This is a genomic window from Nocardia vinacea (assembly GCF_035920345.1).
GTDB classification, from domain to species: Bacteria; Actinomycetota; Actinomycetes; order Mycobacteriales; family Mycobacteriaceae; genus Nocardia; species Nocardia vinacea_A.
The window spans coordinates 5,559,538-5,582,006 of sequence record NZ_CP109149.1; the positions used below are offsets into that span (position 1 = coordinate 5,559,538).

Annotated in this window: 19 protein-coding genes; 9 read left to right on the forward strand and 10 right to left on the reverse strand. The window is 66.7% G+C overall.

Annotated elements, in window-relative coordinates; all coding sequences use genetic code 11:
* Positions 1–67 precede the first annotated feature (67 nt).
* A complete protein-coding gene (locus OIE68_RS25475) occupies positions 68–313 on the forward strand; it encodes a hypothetical protein (RefSeq protein WP_327093612.1) in 246 nt (81 codons plus the stop codon).
* Between the two features lies 1 nt (position 314).
* Positions 315–1,481, forward strand: coding sequence for an MAB_1171c family putative transporter (locus tag OIE68_RS25480; RefSeq protein WP_327093613.1), 1,167 nt, complete (start codon positions 315–317; stop codon positions 1,479–1,481).
* Between the two features lie 162 nt (positions 1,482–1,643).
* Here the strand turns inward: OIE68_RS25480 and OIE68_RS25485 are convergent, their stop codons facing one another.
* Positions 1,644–1,997 carry a YybH family protein gene (locus OIE68_RS25485; protein WP_218007643.1) on the reverse strand — a complete coding sequence of 118 codons (354 nt, stop codon included), beginning with the start codon at positions 1,995–1,997 and terminating at the stop codon, positions 1,644–1,646.
* Positions 1,998–2,058: 61 nt separating this feature from the next.
* Between OIE68_RS25485 and OIE68_RS25490 the strand changes: the two genes are divergently transcribed.
* On the forward strand, positions 2,059–3,033 hold the full coding sequence (locus OIE68_RS25490) for a helix-turn-helix transcriptional regulator (protein WP_327093614.1): 975 nt from the start codon (positions 2,059–2,061) through the stop codon (positions 3,031–3,033).
* Between the two features lie 60 nt (positions 3,034–3,093).
* Here the strand turns inward: OIE68_RS25490 and ychF are convergent, their stop codons facing one another.
* Entirely contained in the window at positions 3,094–4,173 is a 1,080-nt protein-coding gene (gene ychF / locus OIE68_RS25495; protein ID WP_327093615.1) for a redox-regulated ATPase YchF, read from the reverse strand.
* Between the two features lie 108 nt (positions 4,174–4,281).
* Positions 4,282–5,205: a quinone oxidoreductase family protein gene (locus tag OIE68_RS25500; protein WP_327093616.1), complete on the reverse strand. Its 924-nt coding sequence runs from the start codon at positions 5,203–5,205 to the stop codon at positions 4,282–4,284.
* 222 nt (positions 5,206–5,427) lie between these two features.
* On the opposite strand from OIE68_RS25500, the gene OIE68_RS25505 reads away from it, so the two are divergent.
* Both OIE68_RS25505 and OIE68_RS25510 read left to right on the forward strand, forming a co-directional pair.
* Positions 5,428–6,264: a helix-turn-helix domain-containing protein gene (locus tag OIE68_RS25505; RefSeq protein WP_327093617.1), complete on the forward strand. Its 837-nt coding sequence runs from the start codon at positions 5,428–5,430 to the stop codon at positions 6,262–6,264.
* Between the two features lie 10 nt (positions 6,265–6,274).
* Positions 6,275–6,703, forward strand: a complete 429-nt coding sequence (locus tag OIE68_RS25510; protein ID WP_040695175.1) for a VOC family protein — start codon at positions 6,275–6,277, stop codon at positions 6,701–6,703.
* A gap of 27 nt (positions 6,704–6,730) precedes the next feature.
* Here the strand turns inward: OIE68_RS25510 and OIE68_RS25515 are convergent, their stop codons facing one another.
* The 3 genes from OIE68_RS25515 to OIE68_RS25525 form a co-directional block, all read right to left on the reverse strand.
* On the reverse strand, positions 6,731–7,567 hold the full coding sequence (locus OIE68_RS25515) for a carbohydrate ABC transporter permease (protein ID WP_327101803.1): 837 nt from the start codon (positions 7,565–7,567) through the stop codon (positions 6,731–6,733).
* Positions 7,568–7,632: 65 nt separating this feature from the next.
* Complete coding sequence (locus OIE68_RS25520; RefSeq protein WP_419150561.1) at positions 7,633–8,559, reverse strand: carbohydrate ABC transporter permease; 927 nt, start codon at positions 8,557–8,559, stop codon at positions 7,633–7,635.
* Positions 8,556–9,848, reverse strand: coding sequence for a sugar ABC transporter substrate-binding protein (locus tag OIE68_RS25525; protein ID WP_327093618.1), 1,293 nt, complete (start codon positions 9,846–9,848; stop codon positions 8,556–8,558). The genes OIE68_RS25520 and OIE68_RS25525 overlap by 4 nt, the downstream gene beginning before the upstream one ends.
* A 204-nt stretch (positions 9,849–10,052) precedes the next feature.
* Between OIE68_RS25525 and OIE68_RS25530 the strand changes: the two genes are divergently transcribed.
* Positions 10,053–12,365, forward strand: coding sequence for a carbon starvation CstA family protein (locus OIE68_RS25530; RefSeq protein WP_327093619.1), 2,313 nt, complete (start codon positions 10,053–10,055; stop codon positions 12,363–12,365).
* Complete coding sequence (locus tag OIE68_RS25535; RefSeq protein WP_419150562.1) at positions 12,362–12,625, forward strand: YbdD/YjiX family protein; 264 nt, start codon at positions 12,362–12,364, stop codon at positions 12,623–12,625. Before OIE68_RS25530 ends, OIE68_RS25535 begins: the two co-directional genes overlap by 4 nt.
* A gap of 9 nt (positions 12,626–12,634) precedes the next feature.
* Here OIE68_RS25535 and OIE68_RS25540 read toward each other — a convergent pair whose 3' ends face one another.
* The 4 genes from OIE68_RS25540 to OIE68_RS25555 all read right to left on the reverse strand — a co-directional run bounded on the left by OIE68_RS25540 (position 12,635) and on the right by OIE68_RS25555 (position 19,592).
* Positions 12,635–13,153 carry a methylated-DNA--[protein]-cysteine S-methyltransferase gene (locus tag OIE68_RS25540; RefSeq protein WP_327093620.1) on the reverse strand — a complete coding sequence of 173 codons (519 nt, stop codon included), beginning with the start codon at positions 13,151–13,153 and terminating at the stop codon, positions 12,635–12,637.
* Positions 13,150–14,778, reverse strand: a complete 1,629-nt coding sequence (locus OIE68_RS25545; RefSeq protein WP_327093621.1) for a DNA-3-methyladenine glycosylase 2 family protein — start codon at positions 14,776–14,778, stop codon at positions 13,150–13,152. Before OIE68_RS25545 ends, OIE68_RS25540 begins: the two co-directional genes overlap by 4 nt.
* Positions 14,779–14,893: 115 nt before the next feature.
* Positions 14,894–18,196 (reverse strand): AAA family ATPase, encoded by a 3,303-nt coding sequence (locus OIE68_RS25550; RefSeq protein WP_327093622.1) that lies wholly within the window; start codon positions 18,194–18,196, stop codon positions 14,894–14,896.
* A gap of 214 nt (positions 18,197–18,410) precedes the next feature.
* Complete coding sequence (locus OIE68_RS25555; RefSeq protein WP_327093623.1) at positions 18,411–19,592, reverse strand: exonuclease SbcCD subunit D; 1,182 nt, start codon at positions 19,590–19,592, stop codon at positions 18,411–18,413.
* Positions 19,593–20,243: 651 nt separating this feature from the next.
* Here OIE68_RS25555 and OIE68_RS25560 point away from each other — a divergent pair.
* Both OIE68_RS25560 and OIE68_RS25565 read left to right on the forward strand, forming a co-directional pair.
* Complete coding sequence (locus OIE68_RS25560; protein ID WP_327093624.1) at positions 20,244–21,401, forward strand: DNA recombination protein RmuC; 1,158 nt, start codon at positions 20,244–20,246, stop codon at positions 21,399–21,401.
* A 56-nt stretch (positions 21,402–21,457) separates the two neighbouring features.
* Positions 21,458–22,456, forward strand: coding sequence for a DUF6542 domain-containing protein (locus OIE68_RS25565; RefSeq protein WP_327093625.1), 999 nt, complete (start codon positions 21,458–21,460; stop codon positions 22,454–22,456).
* The last annotated feature ends 13 nt before the right edge of the window (positions 22,457–22,469 follow it).

Sequence of the window (22,469 nt, forward strand, 5' to 3'; positions counted from 1 at the left end):
GCATAGTTCTCACCTCGGCATAGGTGGACCTATGCCGACGTCGGCATAGGTCGACGAGATCGGTCACATGCTGCTCGGCCACGGAGGGACCGCGAGCGGTCCCGGTGGTGCTGCGGCTGATCTGCCGTTGCGCGAATTGATGCCCTCGCTGTCGCTGGAAACCATCCGCAGCGTACTGCGCCGCCAGGACTACGGCAGTGAGCGCGAGCGCGCCGCCGAAACCTTCGCCGACCTGCTGCTGGTCGAAGCGATGCTACCGAAGCGGTCGGCGAGCCGGTTCCGCTCGACGTTCTTCCGGAACCGGCATCGATGAGATGACCTCCCCGGTTCCGGCTCTGATCACCTGGCCCGTCCTGACAGGTCTCACGTTGGTGCTCGCCGGTCGGTGGTGGCTGTTGCGGGACAGCCTCGTCGACCGACTCATCAACCGCGCGCTCGCCGCCGCTCTCTGCGAAAACCTGTTGCGGGACGCATGGTTCGAACAGTCACTGGCCTGGCTGCTGCCCGGCGACGACCGCGACGTGGTGAACATCGCCCGACAGCTCTCGCTGGGAGCAACCCTGTTGGGCATCTCGAATATCTACGGCTTTGCCAAGTTGTGGGCAGGTGCCGATCCCGCCCACACATGGCGCCGGCAGTGGCGCTATTACCTCGTCACGATCACCGCCACCGCCGTCATCCTGATCGCAGGGACGCCCGCCCGCCACGCCGACCAGTTGATCGACCAAGCCCTCGGCTGGCCGGCTGTCGTGGTCTGCCTCGCGTTTTCCCTGCCGCTCGGCGCTACAGCCCTGCTCCTCAGCCGGGTAAGTGTGCGCGAGATGCGCGCCGTCGGCGCCACCACCTGGCAGGAACGTGCACTGTACACAGCGGTCCTGGGCACCATAGTGGGCCTGGGGGCCATAGCGGTCGGATACCCGCTCGGGACCATCATCAGTCTCATCACAGGCCAACCGTCATTCGATCCCGAGATGCACTGGGAAGCATGGAGCGGCTTCCTTCTCTCGGCCGTCGGCGCTCCCGCCGTGGTCACGGTGCCGCTGATCAGCACCCTGCTCACCCATATCGGATGGGACCGCACCGGCCGATACTGCCGTCGCCTGCGGCCGATGTGGGCCGATCTCACCGCAGCCGCACCCGAAATCGTCCTGGAGATGCGGCGCGACCACACCGGCCGAGCAGACCCGGCCATCCGTCTGCACCGCATGACGGTCGAGATCCGCGACAGCCTGCTGCATCTCAAGCGCTACAGCGACAGCCCTGACGATCTGGCCGCCACAGGCGGTGACCCACATATCTATGCCCGCCGCATCGCCGAGGCCATTGCCACCAAAGCTGCCGGGCACCCGCCGAGCGCGAGCCGGTTCACGCCACGGCACCAAGTCCAACCGGGGGCACGGGATCTCACCGCGGAGCTGCGCCAGCTACTCGCACTTGCCAAGGCATGGCCACACGTCCGCAGCTTGACAAAATCGCCGTAGCGTCGCGCCATCGAGCAGCAATCCCCCCGCCGGTGAGCTTCTCGAGGAGGGCTTCGGCCGTGCAGCCGTAGACACCGATCGTCACGCTGCGCCTCATCGCAGCACCCGGCCGGCTCGGTGGCGTGGCGGTGGGCTCGGTCACGCCGGCCCACCGCCGCTCGGCTACGGCACGAGTGCCGGCTGGTCCACGGACCACAGCCACGACCCGTCCGGCTGACGACGGGCGATCTCGACGGTCACCTCGCCGGTGGTCAGCGTGGACGCTGTCAGTGCCAGGTCACCGCTCACCAGCGCTGGATGCTGCCTACCCGGGGAGAGCACCGGCGCGGCCGCGACGAACTGCTCGTACACCTTGCGGATCTCCGCATGTCCGGTCGCGAGATTGCCCGGCGGGAACGCCAGTACGGCGTCCGGCTCGTACAACGCCACCAGCCCGTCGACGTCGCCCGCGTTGGCGCGCTCGATGAAGTACCTGCCCAGGTCGTTCGGTTCAGTGGCCACGATCTTGTTTGTCATATTGCCAAGCCTCCCAACGAATCACGACATCCTGTGTCGTGTATTCCCATAGACTTTTCGTATGCGCGCCGACCGGTTGGTCTCGCTGGTGCTGCTGCTGCGCCGGCACGGTCGGCTGTCCGCGCCCGCGCTGGCCCGCGAGCTGGAGGTATCCACCCGCACCGTGCTACGCGACATCGAGGCGCTGTCCGCAGCCGGCGTCCCGGTCTACGCCGAACGCGGCAGGCATGGTGGTTTCGCATTGTTGCCCGGTTTCCAGACCGAGCTGACCGGACTGAATCACGACGAGGCACTTGCCCTGCTGGTCGCCGGATCACGGCGCGGCGCACAGGCATTCGGCCTCGGCTCGGCGCTCACTTCGGCCATGCGCAAGGTCGTCGACGCGCTACCCGAAAGCCATCGGGCCACCGCGGCCGGCGCGGCCCAGCGACTGCTCATCGACCCCGAGACCGACCTCCTCGCACGCCGACTGGTCGCTGAAGAGGTGCCCGACACCGTCGTGACCGAGGTCCGGCGCGCGGTGTTCGCCGGACACAAGCTGCGCATCCACTACGCGGCTGTGGACCAGACCCCGACGTGGCGCACGGTGGACCCGATCGGCCTGGTCACCGTCCGCGACCAGGTCTACTTGCTGGCCACCAGGTCCGGCGCGGACCGCACCTACCGGCTGTCCCGGGTCTTGGCCGCCGAGGAACTCCCCGAACCAGCACAGCGACCGAACCGGGTCGATCTGGGCCGGGCCTGGCAGGAACGCAGCACGCAGTTCCGGACCGGCGGCGACCAAGTCACCGTGCTGGTACGGGTGAACCCCGCGCGGCGGGAGGACCTGGTGGGCACCGCGCTGACCGTCCGCGCCGAAGAAACCGACGCAGACGGCTGGCTGCGACTAGAGGTGACCTTCCAAGATCCGAAACACGCCGAATGGGCACTATGGCAACTAGCCACGGACGCGGAAGCCCTTGCCCCGCAATGGTTGCGCAACTCTTTGCGCGACCGCGCCGCCGCGATCGCCACCAGCTACGGAGTGGCACCGTGAGAGTTGCCGCCTTCCACGGGCCGCCGCCGAAGCCGACAAGCGTTCGCAGAAGCTGAAACGCTATACGTTGAAACGGAATTCGACTACGTCGCCGTCGGACATGACGTAGTCCTTGCCTTCCATGCGGACCTTGCCCGCGGCCTTGGCGGCGGCCATGGAGCCGGCGGCGATGAGGTCGTTGTAGGCGACTACTTCGGCCTTGATGAAGCCGCGTTCGAAGTCGGTGTGGATTACGCCGGCAGCCTTGGGGGCGGTGTCGCCTTGGTGGATTGTCCAGGCGCGGGCCTCTTTTGGACCTGCGGTGAGGTAGGTCTGCAGGCCAAGGGTGTGGAAGCCGGTGCGGGCCAGGGCGTGCAGGCCGGGTTCGTTTTGGCCGATCGACTCCAACAACTCCAGGGCGGACTCGTCGTCGAGTTCGAGGAGTTCGGCTTCGACCTTGGCGTCGAGGAAGACCGAATCCGCCGGTGCGACAGCGGCTTTCAGCTCGGCGACCTTCGCCTCGTCGGTGAGCACCGACTCGTCGGCATTGAAGACGTAGAGGAAAGGCTTGGTGGTGAGCAGCGAAAGTTCTTTCAGCAGTTCGCCATCCAGTTGGGCGCGGGCGGAGAAGAGGGTTTTGCCGCTGTCGAGAACTTCCTGTGCGGCCTTGGCCGCGTCGAGCAGCGGCTTGCGGTCCTTCTTGACCTTGGCTTCCTTCTCCAGCCGCGGGATCGCCTTTTCCAGGGTCTGCATATCGGCGATGATCAGCTCGGTTTCGATTACCTCGATATCGGCGAGCGGGTCGACGCGTCCGTCGACGTGCACCACATCATCGTCGGCGAAGACTCGCACCACCTGGCAGATGGCATCGGCCTCACGGATATTGGCGAGGAACTTGTTGCCGAGCCCGGCGCCCTCGGACGCACCCTTCACGATGCCCGCGATGTCGACGAACGACACCACGGCGGGCAGGATGCGCTGGGAGCCGAAGATCTCGGCCAGCTTGTCCAGTCGCGGGTCGGGCAGTGGAACCACCCCGACGTTCGGCTCGATGGTCGCGAACGGATAGTTCGCGGCCAGCACGTCGTTCTTGGTCAGCGCATTGAACAACGTCGACTTTCCGACGTTGGGCAGGCCGACGATTCCGAGGGTGAGACTCACGAGGAAGAGAGTCTACGCGGCGCACGCGGTCGTCCTGCCCGCAGGCCATTGCCGGTATCGGCTGGCCGCGACGGCGCGGGCACCGAATCGAGCAGTCCCGGGCGCTCCTCAGGGAATCAGGATGACCTTGCCGAGGTTCGAGCGGTTCTCGATGACGGCGTGCGCCTCGGCGGCGTCTTCCAGCGGGAATTCCGCGTGAACAACGGGGCGGAGTAGGCCGGAGGCGAAGTATTGCCAGAGCTCTTGGCGCCAGTGTTCGTACAGGTCCGGGGAGTTGCGGGCGATGCGGGCCAGTTGGAAGCCGATCACCGATTTGGCGCCGACGAGCAGGTCGTAGGCCTGGATGGTGCCGCCGCCGGAGCTGTATGCGACGAGTCGGCCGCCGGGGGCGAGGGCCCCGATGGCCGGGGTGAGGAGGTCGCCGCCGACGGCGTCGAGGACGTAGTCGACGGGCTCGCCCCAGGATTCCTGGTCGTAGGCGACGATCTCGTCGGCACCGAGGCCGCGGAGGAAGTCGGCCTTCGCGAGGTCGGAGACCGCCGCAACCACGCGTGCTGCCCCGCGCACCCGCGCCAGCTGCAGGGCAAGGTGGCCGACACCGCTGGCGGCGGCCGTGATCAGGGCAGACTCGTCCGCCTTGGGATTCGCGGCGTCGAGCGCACCGAGTGCGACCAAACCGCTGCGGACCAGCGCGACCGCATCGACGGCGGAGGCACCGTCGGGAATCGGCGAGGCCATGGCGGCGGAGAGGAGTGCGTAGTCGGCATAACCGTGGCCGAAGACCAGACCTGTGACGCGGTAGCCGGGCATACAGCTGGTCACGCCCTCACCGACCGCGACCACCTCGCCCGCAACCTCGCCACCCAATGCGATCGGCTCACGCGGCTCACGCACCTTGCGAACCACCGGCAGTGTCACACCAACCGCGTCGACGCGGACCAGCAGTTCCCCGGGGCCCGGCGTCGGCACCTCGGCCGACACCACCTCGAGTACCTCCGGACCACCGCTGCGCTGGTATTGCACCCGCCGCATCACACCTCCAAAAATCCTTAGGAGCGGTAAAGGTAGCCCGACGCTGCGACAACCCCCACCTATTTACCGCGCTGAGTGCGATATCTCACCGCAGCCGTCGTCCGGGTGAGAGCCGCTAGTCCTGCTCGACCTGGCGGCGGATCCGCGGTCGATCCACCACCACATCAACGTTGCCGGCCGACTCGCCTTGCGACAGCCGATCGGCGGCGTAGCGTTCCGGGTATGGAGCCGACCACCGAAGTGGTGACGGCACGTCCGGCACCTGCGCTCGCGGCGTTCATCGATGGGTACCTTGGGTATCGACTGAGCGGGTTCGCGCCCGGGTTGCATCGGGGGCTGCCGTCGCGGCATATGACGTTCATCGTGTCGATCGGGCCGAGTATCGACGTTGTGGCGCAGACGGATTCGCGGCAGTCGCCGGAGGATTACCGGTGTGTACTGAGTGGGTTGCAGGCCAGTTCGGCGGTTATCTCGCACAACGGTTATCAGGAGGGGATCGGGATCGAGTTGACGCCGCTCGGGAGCCGGGCCCTGTTCGGGCTGCCCGCGAGTGCGCTGTGGAACACCTCGGTGGAATGCGCCGAGGTGGCGGGGCCAGTCGGGCGGCAGCTGTGGGAGGAATTGCAGGAGTTGTCGTCCTGGCCGGAGCGGTTCGCCGCCTGTGATCGGGTATTGACCAGGCTGGCCTGTCATGATCGCCTGGTGACGCCCGAATTGACTTGGGCCTGGCGCACTTTGGTCGAATCCGATGGTGCGGCGCAGATCGGCCCGCTCGCCGAGGAGATCGGTTGGAGCCGTCAACATCTGGCCCGACGCTTCGGTGCCGAGTTCGGGCTCGGTCCCAAACTCGCCGCTCGGATCGCCCGCTTCGAACGCGCCAGGCGGATGATCGGACACACGCCGTCCTATGTGACGATCGCGCAGGTGGCCGCGACCTGTGGATATTACGACCAGGCCCACCTCGACCGCGACTTCGCGGAACTCGCCGGTTGCAGCCCGACCGCATGGCTCGCGGAGGAGATTCCATCTGTACAAGACCCGGAGAGGTCCGGCGGGTGAGGCTGGATCCATGACGACACCAACGGATTCACCGCAGACCACAGCAACTCGCACCGCCGTGTGGCCGTGCCTCAATTTCACCGATGCTCGCGCGGCAGTGGCCTTCCTGACCAGCACATTCGGCTTCGAGGAGGTTGCGCTCTACGCCAGGGAGGACGATCCGTCGTTCATCGAGCACGGTCAGCTGCGCTGGCCGCTCGGCGGCGGAATCATGTTCAGTTCCATCGGCAAGGGCGACAACCCGTTCTGTGAGCGCGGGCCGGGCACCGATTCGATCTACCTCGTCTGCGAGGAACCCGACGCCCTGCACGACCGCGCGGTCGCGGCGGGCGCGGAGGTGGTGCGCGGCCTACGCGATGAGGACTATGGTTCGCGCGGCTTCACCGTCCGTGACCCGGAGGGCAACCTTTGGAGCTTCGGCACCTACTGGGGCGAGTAATAACGACGGCCGCCATCAGCGCGGCCGTCAACGCCCGCCCAGACCGGATGCCGCGATGCCCCGCACGAACGCCCGCTGCGCGATCGCGTAGACGACCACCAGCGGCAGCAGAATGACCACCGCCGCGGCCATGAGAATCGGCCATTGCGTATGGTACTGGCCTTGTAGCCGCACCAAACCCAATGTGGCGGTGGCGATGTCGTTGCGCTGGATCATGATCAGCGGCCACAGGAAGTCGTTCCAGACCGTGATCCAAGTCAGCACCCCCAGCACCATGAGCCCAGGACGGGTGTGCGGCAACAAGACTCGCCAGAACACCTGCCAGGTGGTGCACCCGTCGATGATCGCCGCTTCCTCGAGTTCGGCGGGCAAGGTTCGGAAGAACTGGCGCATCAGATAGGTGCCGAATGCGCTGCCGAACAGACCAGGAACGATCATCGCCCACGGTGTATCCACCCAGCCGAAGGCGCGCATGATCAGAAATTGCGGAATCACGGTAACTGTCAACGGCACCATCAGCGTGCCGAGGTAGGCGAGGAAAAGTACGTCCCGCCCGCGAAAACGCAAGCGCGCGAACGCATATCCGGCCAGCGAGCAGAAAAAGACCTGCCCCGCCGTGACACATAACGCATAGAACGCGGTGTTGAGCAACATCCGCCCAAGCGGCAGCAGGTCGAAGACCTTCCCATAGTTGGACCACTGCGGACGCGCGGGAACCAGTGACGGCTCGGTGATCTCGCCATCGCGCTTCAACGAACCCGACAACGCCCACAGAATCGGAAACAGCGCACACCAGGCGACACCGACGAGCGCCACATAGATCAGGACGCCACGCACCGTCCGGCGCAGAATGGCCCGCTCCACCCGACCGGTACTGCGTGCCCGCACACCGATCCGCACCGGAAGCGACCGAACCGCCTCGTACGCATTCACGACTCCACCTCCGACCGGCGCGCGAACCACAGCTGTAAGAGCGTCAGCACCAGCAGGATCGCGAAGATCACCCAGGCCAGCGCCGCCGCATAGCCGACCTCGTAGAACCCGAAGGCATTCTGGAACAACATGATTCCGAGCAGATAGGTTCCGGTCTCCGGTCCGCCATTGCCGCCGGTCAAGGCATAGGCCTGATCGAAGGCCTGCACCGAATTGATGATGGTGATGACGAAGACGAACGACAGCGGCCCGCGAATCAACGGCAGCGTCACCGACCAGAAGCGCCGCAGCGCCCCCGCACCATCGATGCGCGCCGCCTCGTACAGCGTCTCCGGTACCCCCTGCATCGCTGCCAGCAGGATGACCGTCGCGAAAGGCACGCTCTTCCATACGGTCACAATGCTCAGCGAGACCAGCGCCCAGTCCGGGTCGGTCAGCCACGGCATCGGATCGATGCCGACCCAGCCGAGCATGATGTTGAGCAGCCCGTCATCGGTGGTGAAGATGAAGCGCCACACCACCGCCATGGCCACGGTCGAAGCGACCAGCGGCAGGAACGCGATGGTTCGAAAGATGCCGATACCAGCCAGCTTTCGATTGAGGACGGCCGCAACGGCGAGGCCGATCACCACCGTCGGCACCAGCGTCAATACGGTAAACACGGCAGTATTGCGTAATGCGATGAGGAACAACGGATCCGACACGAACAGCCGTCGATAGTTCGATACCCCCACGAACCGTGGCGCACTGAACAAGTCCCACGAGTGCAGACTCAGATACAACGAAACCCCGAGCGGAAACAGCAAGAACACCAGCACCGCCGCCAGATTCGGTGCCACGAAGACCCAGCCCGCCCGCTCGCGCCGCCGCGCAAGCCGCCCTTGCTCGTGTGGCGCACGCATCCGGCTACCGATCAGTTTCATGAGGATTCCAGAAGAGTATTGATATCGGCTGTCAGGGATGCGCTCATGGATTCAGCGGTTGCGGCACCGCGTAGCACCCGATTGCCACCGCGCTCGAGCAGCGCGGAAACCTTGCCCCACACCGGAGTAACCGGCAGCGCTCGCGAATTCTCCGGTCCCTCCGTGAACACCTGGAGGTTGCGTATCTCGCGATGCGCGTCCGCGAATCCGGCCGCGCCCATTGCGGATTTCAGCACCGGCACGAACAGTCCGGAGGCGGCGATAATGGCCTGCCCAACCGGCCCGGTCGCGAATTTTACGAATTCCCATGCTTGTTCGATGCGCGGACTATCCGCGGCAATCGACAACCCGGTGCTGCCCACATCGGTAATTGCCCCCGGGCCGCCATGCGGGCCGACCGGCAACACCGTGACATCGATGGGCAGATCATCCTGTCCGGCGAACTCGGAATACAGCCAATGCCCACCCATCGCCATAGCCGCCCGCCCACGGCGGAACAGGTCGGGCGCCGAAATCGACTGCTGGTCGGCAACTTTCGGCGCAACCCGGTGGCGAACCGCGAGATCAGCATAGAACTGGAATCCCTCGGCGAAGCGCGGATCACCGAGATTGGTCCTGATCGGATCCACCGACGGCGAGAACCACTCCGCCCCATTGTTCATACCGAAACACGCGGCCGAGAAATACGGCACCCAGGCGTCGGCAAAGCCCCACTGCTGGTTCCGCCCTGATGACTCATGCCGCGTGAGTGCCCCTGCGGCATCGAGGAATTCGGCGAAGGACCAGGCATTCCGCCACCGGGTAGGCGCGGTCACCCCGGCTTCGGCGAACAGCTCCCGGTTGTAGTAGAGAAACACCCCCGACCACTGTTCCGGCAGCGCATACTGCCCACCGCCGTAGGTGAAGGTGTCGTAGAGCGCCGGATAGCTGTCGGCACGCAGTGCGGCAGCGTATTCGGGCTCCCGATCGAGCAGCGTGCGCAGATCCAGCAGCACGCCACGTTCGGCGAGTCCGGCATAAAGCAACTCCCACGCCATCATGACGTCGGGACATTTGCCGCCCGCACAGTAGGTCAGCATCTGCTGCAGCGGATCCGGCCCGGACATGATGGTGCGAATCCGGATCTCCGGATGCCGCCGCTGGAACTCGTCGATGATCTTCAGCCGGACCCGTGCCTCTTCCGGCCTGGCCTGAAAGAAGAAGGTCAGCGCGTCGTCATCGGATCCGCAGCCGGTGGCGGCGAGCAGCGGCGCGGCCAGCACCGAGCCGAGCAGCGTGCGCCTGCGCAACGAGGCCCTCCTCCAGGCGGGTGTGGAGCTTGGCGGAATCGCATGGCAGCATACGTTCGGCAACACCGACGTGATGGCCGACACACGAACAAAACTTAACGTTGTCCAAAGCCGATCGGAAACAAGCCCGGTCGACATCACCAATCGGATACGTTGTCAGATGTTTGAGCAGGGATCCTGCGCGTTTTTCAGGAGAGTAAGCGGATGGCGACAATCGAATATTTGCGGACGGATCCCGATCTGCCGCCCGTCGGGGTGGTCGATCACTCCCCGATCACGCCACGGAAGAAGGCGATCTTCGGAGCGATCGCGGTCGTCGGAGCGATAGCCTGGGCCATCCTCGCCATCTCCCGCGGTGAGAACGTGAACGCGGTGTGGATCGTGATCGCGGCGGTCTGTACCTATGTGACCGCCTACCAGTTCTACGCCAGGCTGATCGAATACCGGATCACCAAGCCGCGCGACGATGTGGCCACGCCCGCCGAGGAATTGGAGAACGGCAAGGACTACATGCCGATGGACCGGCGGGTGCTCTTCGGGCACCACTTCGCCGCCATCGCGGGCGCCGGTCCACTGGTCGGACCGGTGCTGGCCGCGCAGATGGGTTATCTGCCGGGCACGATCTGGATCATCGTCGGCGTCGTCCTCGCCGGCGCGGTGCAGGACTACCTGGTGCTGTGGGCCTCGTCGAAGCGCCGTGGTCGCAGCCTCGGGCAGATGGCCCGCGACGAACTCGGACCGATCGGCGGTGTCGCCGCGATCGTTGCCGTGCTGGTGATCATGATGATCCTGCTCGCGGTGCTCGGCATCGTGGTCGTGCAGGCGCTGGCGGCGGTCAAGGGGCCGGACGGCGCGCTGCACGGCGGCAGCCCGTGGGGTGTGTTCTCCATCGGCATGACCATCCCGATCGCCCTGTTCATGGGTCTGTACCTGCGCTTCGTGCGGCCGGGCCGGGTCGGCGAGGTATCGGTCATCGGCTTCGCACTGCTGCTGTTCGTGATCATCTCCGGCCGTTGGGTTTCCGAATCCGGTTGGGGCCGTGACCTGTTCACGCTGTCCGGCACCACTATCGCCTGGCTGCTGATCGTCTACGGTTTCATCGCCTCGGTACTGCCGGTGTGGTTGCTGCTCGCACCGCGCGATTACCTGTCGACGTTCATGAAGATCGGCACCATCGGTTTGCTCGCGCTCGGCATCGTGTTCACCATGCCGGTGCTGAAGGCGCCCGCAGTATCGCAGTTCGCGCACAACAGCAACGGTCCGTCCTTCGCAGGCAGCCTGTTCCCGTTCCTGTTCATCACCATCGCATGTGGTGCGCTGTCCGGATTCCACGCCTTGGTCTCCTCCGGCACCACGCCCAAACTGCTGGAGAAGCAGTCGCATGCGCGGATGATCGGCTACGGCGGCATGTTGATGGAGTCGTTCGTCGCGATCATGGCGATGATCACCGCGAGCATCATCGACCAGCACCTGTACTTCGCCATGAACGCGGGCGCGGGTCTCACCGGCGGTACCGCCGAGAAGGCCGCCGCATACACTAATTCCCTTGGTCTGAGCGGTGATCCGATCACCGCGGGTGAGTTGACCCAGACCGCCAAGGATGTCGGCGAGACCAGCGTCATCTCGCGCACCGGTGGCGCGCCGACGCTGGCGATCGGCATGTCCCAGGTGATGTCCGGATTCCTCGGCGGCTCCGGGTTGAAGGCGTTCTGGTACCACTTCGCGATCATGTTCGAGGCGCTGTTCATCCTCACCACCATCGACGCCGGTACCCGCGTCGCGCGCTTCATGCTCTCGGATTCGCTCGGTAATCTGGGTGGTCCGGCGAAGAAGTTCAAGGATCCGTCGTGGCGGCCCGGTGCGTGGCTGTGCTCGGCCATTGTGGTCGCGGCCTGGGGTTCGGTGCTGCTGATGGGTGTCACCGATCCGCTCGGCGGCATCTATACGCTCTACCCGCTGTTCGGCATCTCCAACCAGTTGCTGGCCGCGATCGCGCTCACCGTCGTGCTGACCATTCTGATCAAGAAGGGTCTGGTGAAGTGGGCGTGGATTCCCGCGCTGCCGCTGATCTGGGATCTGACCGTGACTATGACCGCGTCCTGGCAGAAGATCTTCTCCGCCGATCCGAAGCTCGGCTACTGGAAGCAGCACGGTAACTACAGTGCCGCCCGCGATGCCGGAAAGTTGTTGGCGCCCGCCAAGAATGCCGACGATATGGACAAGATCGTGCGCAACACGTTCATCCAGGGCACGTTGTCGATCATCTTCGCGGTGTTGGTGCTGGTCGTCGCGGTGGTCGGTGTGGTGGTCTGCTTCCGTGCCTGGCGGGCGGGCGGTGGACCGAGCAGTGAAACGCCGGACGAACCGTCGAAGATCTTCGCACCGCGCGGCTTCATCGCCACCGCGGAAGAGAAGGCGGTGCAGCAGGAGTGGGATGCCCTGATCGAATCGGGGCAGGTCCGGGCACCTGGCGCCGCACATGCCAGGGGCGCGACAGCGGATACCGTGGAACATTGACCGCAGCAGCGCAGCCGAATGACGGCCGGTCACCTCGACCGGCCGTCATGCGGCGTCTGCGGGTGGCCGGAAGTGCCTGTGCGGCAAGGGTTCGCGCATTCGGTTCATGGTTCAACGCGGTGCTCGGCGGTCAGGATTACCAGCGCTATGTGGACCATCTGCAGCGCAATCACCCCGGTTGCGAGATTCCGTCGGAGCGCGAGTATTGGCGACGTCGGCACGCGGATGCGGATACCAATCCGCAGAATCGTTGCTGCTGAACGATCCGACTAATCGATAGTCAACTGAGCTTCGCCACGCTCGTGATCCAACAGCCAACGCTTGACCGGCAGCCCCCAACGGAACCCGCCGAGCGCTCCCCCGATGCGCAGAACCCGGTGGCACGGCACGAAAAGCGCCGCGGCATTGCGGGCGCAGGCATTGGCGGCGGCGCGGGTGGCGTCGGGACGGCCGGAGATGGCAGCGTATTCGGTATAGGTAACCGGATCGCCCGCCGGGATCTTGCGCAGCACTTCCCATGCGTGTATGAGGAATTCGCCGGATTTCTGACGCACCTCGATCGCGTCGATGGCGGTCAGCTCGCCGCGGTGATAGGCGGTGATCGCACGGGTCACCTCGCCGAGGTCATCGCGCCCGCGTAGCTCGCTGGGCCGCAGACTCGGGTGGATCAACTGGCGCAAGTTCTCGGCGTCGGCGGTCCAGCCGGAGGCGAGGACGGCACCGTCCGCATCGACGAGCGCGGTGAACGGGCCGATCGGAGTGTCGGAGGTCGCGAAATCGGTTGTCACGATCGGGTCTTCGCTTTCGGTGCGGCGACGGACTTCGTCGCGGATGCTTTCGGCGGTGTGGCCTTGCGGCCGGCGAGCGCGGCCTTCCACAGGTGCATGGATAGATACGAACGCCACGGGGCCCAGCGCGCGGTATCGGTGAGATCGACGCCGAGGAGGGTGGCGCCTTGGCGGACGACGAGATCGGTGTCGAGCAGCACATCTGGATCGGCGAGCAGTCGCATGGTCACATAATCGGCGGTCCACGGTCCGACACCTTCCAGCGCCAACAGGTCGCGGCGCAGGTCGGTGGCGGTGCGGCCCTGGTGCAGCACCAGATCGCCGGCGGCGAGCGCCGAGGCCACACCGACAATCGAGCGGATCCGCCGCGCTGGGCCGGTCAATACCTCGGCCCCGCGTTCGGCGATCGCAACCGGTGTCGGGAACAGCCGTGCGACCGGTCCGTCGATCGGCTCGCCCAGCGCCTCGACCAGTCGAGCGGTGTGGGTCGCGGCGGCGGATACCGAAATCTGCTGACCGATCATGGTGCGCAGCAATAACTCTGGACCATCGAGCGCGCCGGGCACTCGGATACCGGGAGTGAACGGCGGGCGGGCCCGGCCCCGGCGGACGGTGGCCGCACCGACATTGAAGGGATGGTCGGCCGGTGCCGCACCGGCATCCGGGAGATCTCGTCCGGACGTCTCGATGACGTCGGTATCGGCGGGCACCACGCCGAGCGCCTCATCGATGCCGACCGGGTCCGCGTCCAGGTCCAGCAGATGCCGCAGCCGTGCGACGGTCGGTGCGAGATCGCGCATATCGTGCAGGGACAGTTCGGCGCGCACGTGATCGCGTTGGAAACTCAGCCGCGTCGTCGCATGTCCGTGCGGGGTACGCAGGCTCCGGGTGTAGGCGCGGTCTTCCCATAGCTCCATACCCGGCACGACGTGCGAGGAGAGGAACCACTCGAGCCAGCCGCGGTCCAGCGGCTCCCGAAAAGGCAGCCGCAGCGTCAGCGATCCATTGGTGGCGGACACCAGGTGGCTGCCGGAGCGGGTCACCCGCTGCGCCTCGGTGCGCATGGTGGTCGGACTGACCGCGAATACCTCGCGGACGGTGTCGTTGAACTGGCGAATGCTGGCGAATCCGGCCGCGAAGGCGATATCGGACATCGGCATATTCGTGGTCTGGATCAACAGCCGCGCGGTGTGCGCGCGATGCGCCCTGGCCAGCGCCAGCGGACCGGCGCCCAGTTCGGTGGTGAGCACCCGGGTCACCTGGCGCTGTGAATAGCCCAGCGTGGCGGCCAGTGCGGGCACGCCGCCGCGCTCGATGACGCCGTCGCCGATGAGTCGCATCGCCCGTGCGGCCAGATCGGCGCGGGTATTCCACAGCGGTGATCCGGGTGCGGCATCGGGCAGGCAGCGGCGGCAGGCCCGGTATCCGGCCTGCTGCGCGGCAGCGGCCGTCGGCAGGAATGTCACATTCGACGGCTTCGGCGTGATCGCCGGACATGAAGGGCGGCAATAGATTCCGGTAGTTCGCACCGCGGTGAAGAACTGGCCGTCGAATCGGGAGTCCCGGGTCGACACCGCTCGATAGCAGCGTTCGAAATCCAAAGCCGTGATCGTCACCCAATCCACAATGGCAGCAACCCGCGCCGGACGCTAGCGGAAATCCGCCACAACCCCCTGTGGCCCCCCGGACGAGACCGACCAGAACAGAAAGCGGTGGGCACGCAATGATCAGCACGTGCGCTCAGGCGACGGTGGTGCGGAGTTGGGAGCCCGCTCGCCCGCGTATGACGTGCAGGCGGCTCGGAATACGCTGGCGCATTTCGTCGACGTGGCTGACCACGCCGACCACACGCCCGCCGGCACGGAGCTCGTCGAGAACGCCCATGACCGCGTCGAGGGTGTCGGCATCGAGTCCGCCGAAACCCTCGTCGATGAAGATGGTGTCGAGCACCACGCCGCCGGACTCGGCCGCCACGGTATCGGCGAGACCGAGGGCCAATGACAGTGCGGCCATGAAGGATTCGCCGCCGGAGAGGGTTTTGGCGGGGCGGACGGCGGCGGTGTAGTCGTCGCGGATATCGAGACCGAGGCCACCGCGACGGCCGCGCGGGCCCGCCTTGTCGGAGTGCACGAATTCGTAGCGGCCGCCCGACATTCGGCGCAGGCGGACCGAACCCGCCAATGCCACCTCTTCCAGCCGGGCAGCAAGTACATAGGAGCGCAACGACATTCGGCGGTTGTTCTCGCCTCGGCCCGCGACGACTTCCGCGAGTGCCGCCAGTTCCTCGTGGGCGCGCTGTACCGGGGCGATCCGATCGACCGCGGCCCACAGCTGACCACCCAAATCCTCCAGCAGGTTCACCCGGCGAGTGGCCTCCGCATGCGCGGCGACGGCTGCGTTCAGTTGGGTCTGCGCGGCGGCCACAGCGGACTCCAGCTCCTCGAGATCGCCGGGTTCGGTCGAGGCAGCCGCTTGGATCTCCGGCTCCGCGAGGACGGCCTCGGCATGCGCGCGAGCCCGATCCGCAGCCACCAATACCGCTTCGATCTCGTTCTGCCGCTGCGTGGTTCGCGAGGCAGCGGTGACTACTCGCGCGTATGCCGTCAACAAGGCCACGTCATCGCGTGGTCGCGCGTCGGCTTCGACGACCGCCGAACCGACTGCGCTCCTTGCGGCTCCCGGATGGTCGACGCTCGCCTCGATCGAATCGGAGACCGCACCAGCACCAGAACCGTCGGCGTCGGCGTCGGCGTCGATGACCGCATCACCACTGGCTGTGCCCCCCGGATCGACGACCCGCGAAGCACTCGGACCAGCCGCCCGACCGGATGTTGCCCCCGGACCGGTTGCGACGGAGTTCTCAGCCGACTCGATGGCGAAACCTGCTGCCAGCGCAAGACTTTCGACTCGGTCGGCGATCACGGTGACCTGCTCGATTGCGGCCGACTCGTCCTTGCGTGTGTCGCGGAGGGCAGTGGCGTCGCCGATCAGGGTGTCGAGGCGGGTGCGGCGGCGGTCGATGGTTTCGTCGGCGCCTGCGGCAGTGCGCAGGCGGTCGGTGAGTTCGGTGAGGCGCGCGGTGGCGGCGGCGATGCGGGTGGTGACGGTGCTGCGGCGGGTGTCGGATTCGCGGAGTTCGTCGTGCAGGCGCGATTCGTCGGTGCGCAGGCGGGACAGTTCGGCGGTGAGGCTGTCGGAGAGGGTGGCGAGTTCGGCGGCGTCTTCGTAGCGGTCGGTCGCGGCGCGCAGGGCGGCGGCCAGTTCGACGCGGTCGGCATCGCCGCCGCGGGCGATGAGGGCGTCGATTTCGCGTTCCAGATCGGTGATTCGGGCCAGCACCCGGTCGCGGGCATCCTCGGCCGCGCGCTCGACGGTGGCCGCCGCATCCTCGACGTCCTTCGATACCGCGCTGGCTGCGGCGCGAGCCGGTGCTGGGTGGTCGGCGGAGCCGCATACCGTGCACGGCTCCCCGTCGAGCAGCTGACCGGCGAGTTCGGCGGCCATTCCGGCCAGCCTGCGCTCACGCAGGTCGAGTACGCGTTCCTTGGCATCGAGGTGCGCCGCGCGGACCGACTCCAATTCGATCCGGGCGTGATCGAGAGTTGTTCTGCGACCGGCGAGTTCGACCGCCGCCGTCGCCGACGCCTGCAGGCGTTCGCATTCGGCGGTCATGGTGGGCAGTTTGGCCGCGGCCTCGGTGGTTTCGCGCAGCCGAGCCTCGATGGTGGCGATCGATTCGGGCAGTTGCTGACGCATTCGGTTCAGCTTGTCCACGCGGCCGGAGAGTGTGGTGTCCTCATCGCGCAGCGTGCCCAGTTCGGAGGTGAGCCGGGTCGCGGTGGTCGCATCGGCGCTCACCTCGTCGAGCGCGCCGATCTGGGCGCTCCACCGTCGAATGGCCGCATCGACATCCGCGTCGGCGGCGACGGTCGGCACCCCGTCCTGGCCGCGCTCGACCGCGATCAGCTCCAAGCCCGCGACATCGACGCCAGCGGGTTCGGCGAGCAGTGCGGCCAATCGTGCTGCGATGCGGTGGGTTTCGTCCGATTTGCGCCTGGCGTGCACTACCGCCGCGCGTGCCTCATCGATGGCCTCGGCGACCGGCGCGGCACGGCGGGCCGATTCGAGTTCGGCCTGCAGGTCGGCGCGATGGTCGGCTGCGGCCGCGTATTCGTCGAGCCGCTCCCGGGCCGCGGTCATGCGACGGCGCAGTTCGTGCAGGCGACGTTGCTCCTCGGCACGGGACCTGATGCGCACCGATTCCTGTTGGCAGCGTTCGGCTTCCGCCGCGGTCGTGGTGAGTGCTGCACGCGCGATCGCGAGCAGATCCTGCGACCAGCCGACTGCCTCGAGCGGCCCGACGGTTTCGGCCGCCGTCTCCCCCGCAGCCACCGCGACCTGTGCGATCAACCGATCGATGCCTTGCTTGCGCGACTCCACGTCCGCGGTCGAGGCCCGGCGCTTGTCTGCCAACCACTGCTCGGCACTGCCGAAACGTTCGGTGTCGAAGAGCTTTTCGAGAAGCTTCTCGCGCTCCTCGTTCTCCGCGCGCAGAAATCGCGCGAAATCACCCTGGGGCAACAGCACGACTTGGAAGAACTGGTCCGCGCTCATGCCGAGCAGGCGGATGATCTCGTCGCCGATATCGGTCAGGCGAGCGAGGTTCGCGCCGCGCCCGTCCAACCATTCCAGCGTCGCGGCGGCATTCTCTTTGACCCAGCCGCTTTTGGCCCGTTTGCTCGGCCGCTGGAATTCCGGCGAGCGCGTCAACCGCACTCGTCGGCCACCCAGCGTCGCCTCCAGCACGACCCGCGGCGGCGTCTGCTCGTCGGCATGATCGGAATGCAGGCGCTTACTCTCGCCACGTGCGCCCGGCACGCTGCCGTACAACGCGAATGCGATCGCATCCAGCACCGTCGTCTTTCCGGCCCCGGTCTGCCCGTACAGCAGAAACAGCCCATCGGCGCCGAGCGCGTCGAAATCGACAACCGTGGTCTCGGCGAACGGACCGAATGCGGTCATCTCCAGCCGGTGCAGCCTCATTCAGCGGCCCCTTCGAGCGCAGTCGACAGCGCGGGCATGCGGTGCGTCGTCCGGCGAACCAGGAAACGTCCACCGAGCGCGCCACCGCTCCAAGAACCCACGCCCGAGGCAAAGCTGTTGCGATAACCAATGCCGCGAAGGGTGTTCCGCATGCCCGGCACGGATTCTCCGAAGCGGTGTCCGCTGGTGACCGGCCTGAGCGCACGACGGCCGCTCATGCGGACAGTTCCCCAGCAAGCGTGACCGCTGCGGGCACCTCGCGGTCGGGTTCACGGATCGCGGCGGCGAGCGCCCGTTCCAGCCAGGCCATTTCACCCGGGGTGGGTTCGCCGCGGACGTCGGTGAGGAAGCTCTGCGCTACTTCGGTATCGCGGCGACCGTGCACGCGCTCACGGTAGCGCAGTTCCGGGTTTCCTTCCGGACGTGACCATTCCACGTGCACCGCATGCGGGAAGCGTTCGCGCAGTTTGCGCATGGCGTCGACGGGGCGGGCGTAGTCGGTGAGCGTCGCCGAGACGTAGTGCTCCTCGGCCTCGGAATAGGCTGTGTCGCCGAGCAATTCGTCGAGGGTACCGCTGAGGCGGCTCAGCCCGCGCACGAGCGGGAGGTCGCGGCGCTGCACCGAATGCAGGCCGGTGGCGTCGAGATCGACGAGCCATACCGCCTTGCGGTGCGAGGTCTCGGCGAACGAATACGGCAGCGGGGAACCGGAATAGCGCACCGATTCCGAGAGCGTCTGCGGTGAATGCAGATGTCCGAGCGCCACATAGTCGATGCCGTCGAATGCCGACAGCGGCACCGTCTCCACGCCACCGACCGAGATCGAACGCTCGGAACCGGTCGCCTCGCCACCGACCACGAAGGCATGAGCGAGTACCACCGTGCGGGTGCCGGGACGCTCGGCGATATCGGCCCGGATCCGGCTCATTGCCGCATCCAGGATATCCGCATGCGAACGTGCTTGCGGCACACCGAGTTCGGCGCGAGTTATCTCCGGTTCGAGATACGGGATGCCGTAAAAGGCGATCGCGCCGTGCTCGTCGGACAACAACACCGGCTGATCGGCAGCGGCGACCGTCGTGCGCAGATGCAGCCCGCCCGCCGCCGCGAAACTCGCACCGGCACCGAGCCGCGTCGGTGAATCGTGATTGCCGGAGGTCGCGATGATCTGCGCCCCGGCCGCGCGGATGGCCTCGAATCCCTGGATACACACCGCGATCGCGTCGGCGCTCGGAATGGATCGGTCGTACACGTCCCCCGGCAGTACGACGACGTCAACGGATTCCGCGGCCACCAATCCGGCGATGGCCGCGAGCGCGGCGGCCTGATCGGCGAGCAGATCGACCCCATGGAATGTGCGCCCGATGTGCCAGTCCGAGGTGTGCAGCATCCGCATGCCGCGAAACCGTAGGCGATCGCACCGACACACTCAACAATTGGCTGTATCTTCGGCCGCGCCTTCGGCGCGGCGTGTTCGCGGCCCCCTGGTGTCTCGCGTCCGAGCCGTCGAGACTCGCGCCTGCGGCGCATGCGCTTCGACGGCTCGGACGCGAGACGGGCCGCGAACGGGTCGCTCGTAAGACTCGCTCCGTTGTGGCCGGCGATGGCGGATCGTTCGGCACCTGATGCCCTCATGCCGGGGGGTGGAGTTCCGCGCCTGCGGGCGGATGCGCTTCGACGACTGGGATGCGAGATGGGCCGCGAACGGGTCGCTTGTAAGACTCGCTACGTTGTGGTCGCCGGTGGCGGATCGCTCGGCACCTGACGCCCTCATGCCGGGCGGTGGAGTTCCGCGCCTGCGGGCGGATGCGCTTCGGCCACTGGGACGCGAGACGGGCCGCGAACGGGTCGCTCGTAAGACTCGCTCCGTGGTGGTCACCAGAGCAGGAACCCGACCTTGCAACAGAGCGGGCACAGTGTTGCTGGGCTCGGTACGACGACGGACCGCACAGTTCGAAACCGCGGCTCATAGGCTTTCGTCGACGAACTGCTGCCCGATAGCTCACGGGTTTCGAACTTGTCGGTGCCATGCGGCACTATCTGCGCTATGACCGCACCGATGCTCGTCGCACTGATGCTGGTGTTCGCCGCCGGGGTAGGGCTCGGCTGGCTCGGACATGCCGCGCGCGCCGGGCAACGCGCGACGGCAGCGGAGGCGAGACTGGCCGCAGCCACCGACAATGAGCGGCTACTGCGGCAATCGCTCACCGCGGCGAATGAGGATGCGGCACGCCGACATTCGCATGCCATCGGCGCGATGGTAGATCCGCTGCGCGAGGCCGTCGGCGCGCTGAACCAGCACATCCAGCAGGTCGAACATCACCGGATCAACGCCTATTCGAGTCTGCGCGAACAGGTCGCGGGGATGCAGCGCACGTCACATCAGCTCACAAGCCAAACAAGTCAGCTCGTGGCCGCACTGCGCGCGCCGCAGGTGCGCGGGCGCTGGGGCGAGATCCAATTGGAGCGGGTGGTGGAACTGGCGGGCATGACCCGGCACTGCGATTTCGACACCCAGGTGAGCCGGGCCGCGCGCAGCGACGGGGCTACCGAACGCACCGGCATGGTACGGCCGGACCTTGTGGTCAATCTCGCAGGCGGCAGGCAGATCGTGGTCGACGCCAAGGTGCCGTTCACCGCCTACCTCGACGCCACCATGACCGACGACCCGGACGAGCGCGCCGAACTGCTCGGCCGCCATGCCAAACATCTGCGTGCCCATATCGATCAGCTGGCCGATAAGGCCTATTGGCTGGCCTTCGATCCCGCGCCGGAGTTCGTGGTGCTGTTCGTACCGGGCGATCCATTCCTCGATGCCGCACTCACCACCGATTCCGGCCTGCTCGAGTACGCGTTCGGCCGCAACGTGATCCTCGCTACTCCGACGACTTTGATCGCGTTGCTGCGTACAGTCGCCTTCGGCTGGCGGCAGGAAGCACTGTCCCGGGATATGGCAACCGTTCAGCAATTGGGTCGCGAGCTCTACAACCGGCTCGGCATGACCGGCCGACATCTGGACCGCCTCGGCGCGCAACTCGGTAAGGCCGTAGACGCTTTCAACTACACCGTCGCCTCGGTGGAGTCGCGGGTGATGGTCACCGCCCGCAAACTCCACGATCTTGAAATAGCCGAGCAGGAGGTACCGGCAATCCATCGAGTCGATTCATTGCCGCGGGCGGTCGGCTTCGCCGACGCCGACGATTAGCCCTGCGACGGCCGTGCCGTAACGCCGCCGAGCGCGGCGGCAGTTAGTGTCATGGTGTGGCTGCTTCCCAACGTGTGCGAACCCGGGTGCCCGCGCCGCATCGTTCGATCCTGCCCTCGGTGCCGGGGATTCCGGCCGGGGCGGCGGTTCTGATCGCGGTGGCGTGCACATTTTTGGGGTTCCTGATCGATGCCCACGGCGAGAACAACGAGCTGACCGGGACGTTCAACACGTTGTACGTCCTCGGCTGCGTCGCGGCGGTGCTCGCCGTTCGCTATCGCGGACTCTTCACGACGATGGTGCTGCCACCGCTGTTGCTGTTCGTCGCGGTGCCGCTGGCTTATCAGCAGCTCACCGGTGGCGCTTCGACCGGCCTCAAAGACATCCTGTTGAATCTGGCGATCCCGCTGGTGAACCGGTTCCCGATCATGGCGCTGGCCACCGTGCTGGTGCTGGCGATCGGCGGCGGGCGGATCCTGCTACACAGGCGTGAGGAAGCCGCCGGACGCGCCGACGAATCCCGTCGCGGCACCAGCTGGGGCCGCAGCAGCGCAGCCAAACGCACCAGGTCGGAGCGCACCGAGCGCGGCTCGCTCGCCGATGCCGCGCGCCGACGCACTCGCCGTCCCCAGGCCGATACATCCGACCTCGATACCGATCTGCATCTGCCGCGACCGAGTCGGCGCGGTAGTTCGGAAGTAGCGGACACCCCACCGCGCGTCGGCGGCGCCGCAAAGAACGCCCGGGGTGACGAACGCCCGAGCCGCGAGCGCCGATCGAGCACCCGCGCCGCCCGCCCCGCCACGGCAGCGGCCCGCAACGAAGGCGAACCGACCCGAGCCGCACGACCCGCCACGGCAGCGGCCCGAAGCGAGGGCGAACCGACCCGGGCCGTACGACCCGCTGCGGCAACCCCTCGGGCCGATGCAGATTCGAGCCGAGCGGCAGCGACCAGGCGGCGCGGTGAAGCCCCACCGCCACACCCGCAGCCCAATGTCCGCTACCGCGAACGTGATTCGAGCCGCACCGAGCGCCGTCGACCGGAAAACCTCTAGCCGAACCCGAACG

Excerpts from the sequence above, each read along its gene's own strand:
- OIE68_RS25520 (WP_419150561.1), bottom strand. The coding sequence starts at position 8,559 with ATGAAACTGATCGGTAGCCGGATGCGTGCGCCACACGAGCAAGGGCGG.
- OIE68_RS25555 (WP_327093623.1), bottom strand. The coding sequence starts at position 19,592 with ATGCGGATGCTGCACACCTCGGACTGGCACATCGGGCGCACATTCCAT.
- OIE68_RS25505 (WP_327093617.1), top strand. The coding sequence starts at position 5,428 with ATGGAGCCGACCACCGAAGTGGTGACGGCACGTCCGGCACCTGCGCTC.
- OIE68_RS25550 (WP_327093622.1), bottom strand. The coding sequence starts at position 18,196 with ATGAGGCTGCACCGGCTGGAGATGACCGCATTCGGTCCGTTCGCCGAG.
- OIE68_RS25480 (WP_327093613.1), top strand. The coding sequence starts at position 315 with ATGACCTCCCCGGTTCCGGCTCTGATCACCTGGCCCGTCCTGACAGGT.
- OIE68_RS25530 (WP_327093619.1), top strand. The coding sequence starts at position 10,053 with ATGGCGACAATCGAATATTTGCGGACGGATCCCGATCTGCCGCCCGTC.
- OIE68_RS25490 (WP_327093614.1), top strand. The coding sequence starts at position 2,059 with ATGCGCGCCGACCGGTTGGTCTCGCTGGTGCTGCTGCTGCGCCGGCAC.
- OIE68_RS25560 (WP_327093624.1), top strand. The coding sequence starts at position 20,244 with ATGACCGCACCGATGCTCGTCGCACTGATGCTGGTGTTCGCCGCCGGG.
- OIE68_RS25500 (WP_327093616.1), bottom strand. The coding sequence starts at position 5,205 with ATGCGGCGGGTGCAATACCAGCGCAGCGGTGGTCCGGAGGTACTCGAG.
- OIE68_RS25475 (WP_327093612.1), top strand. The coding sequence starts at position 68 with ATGCTGCTCGGCCACGGAGGGACCGCGAGCGGTCCCGGTGGTGCTGCG.
- OIE68_RS25510 (WP_040695175.1), top strand. The coding sequence starts at position 6,275 with ATGACGACACCAACGGATTCACCGCAGACCACAGCAACTCGCACCGCC.
- OIE68_RS25485 (WP_218007643.1), bottom strand. The coding sequence starts at position 1,997 with ATGACAAACAAGATCGTGGCCACTGAACCGAACGACCTGGGCAGGTAC.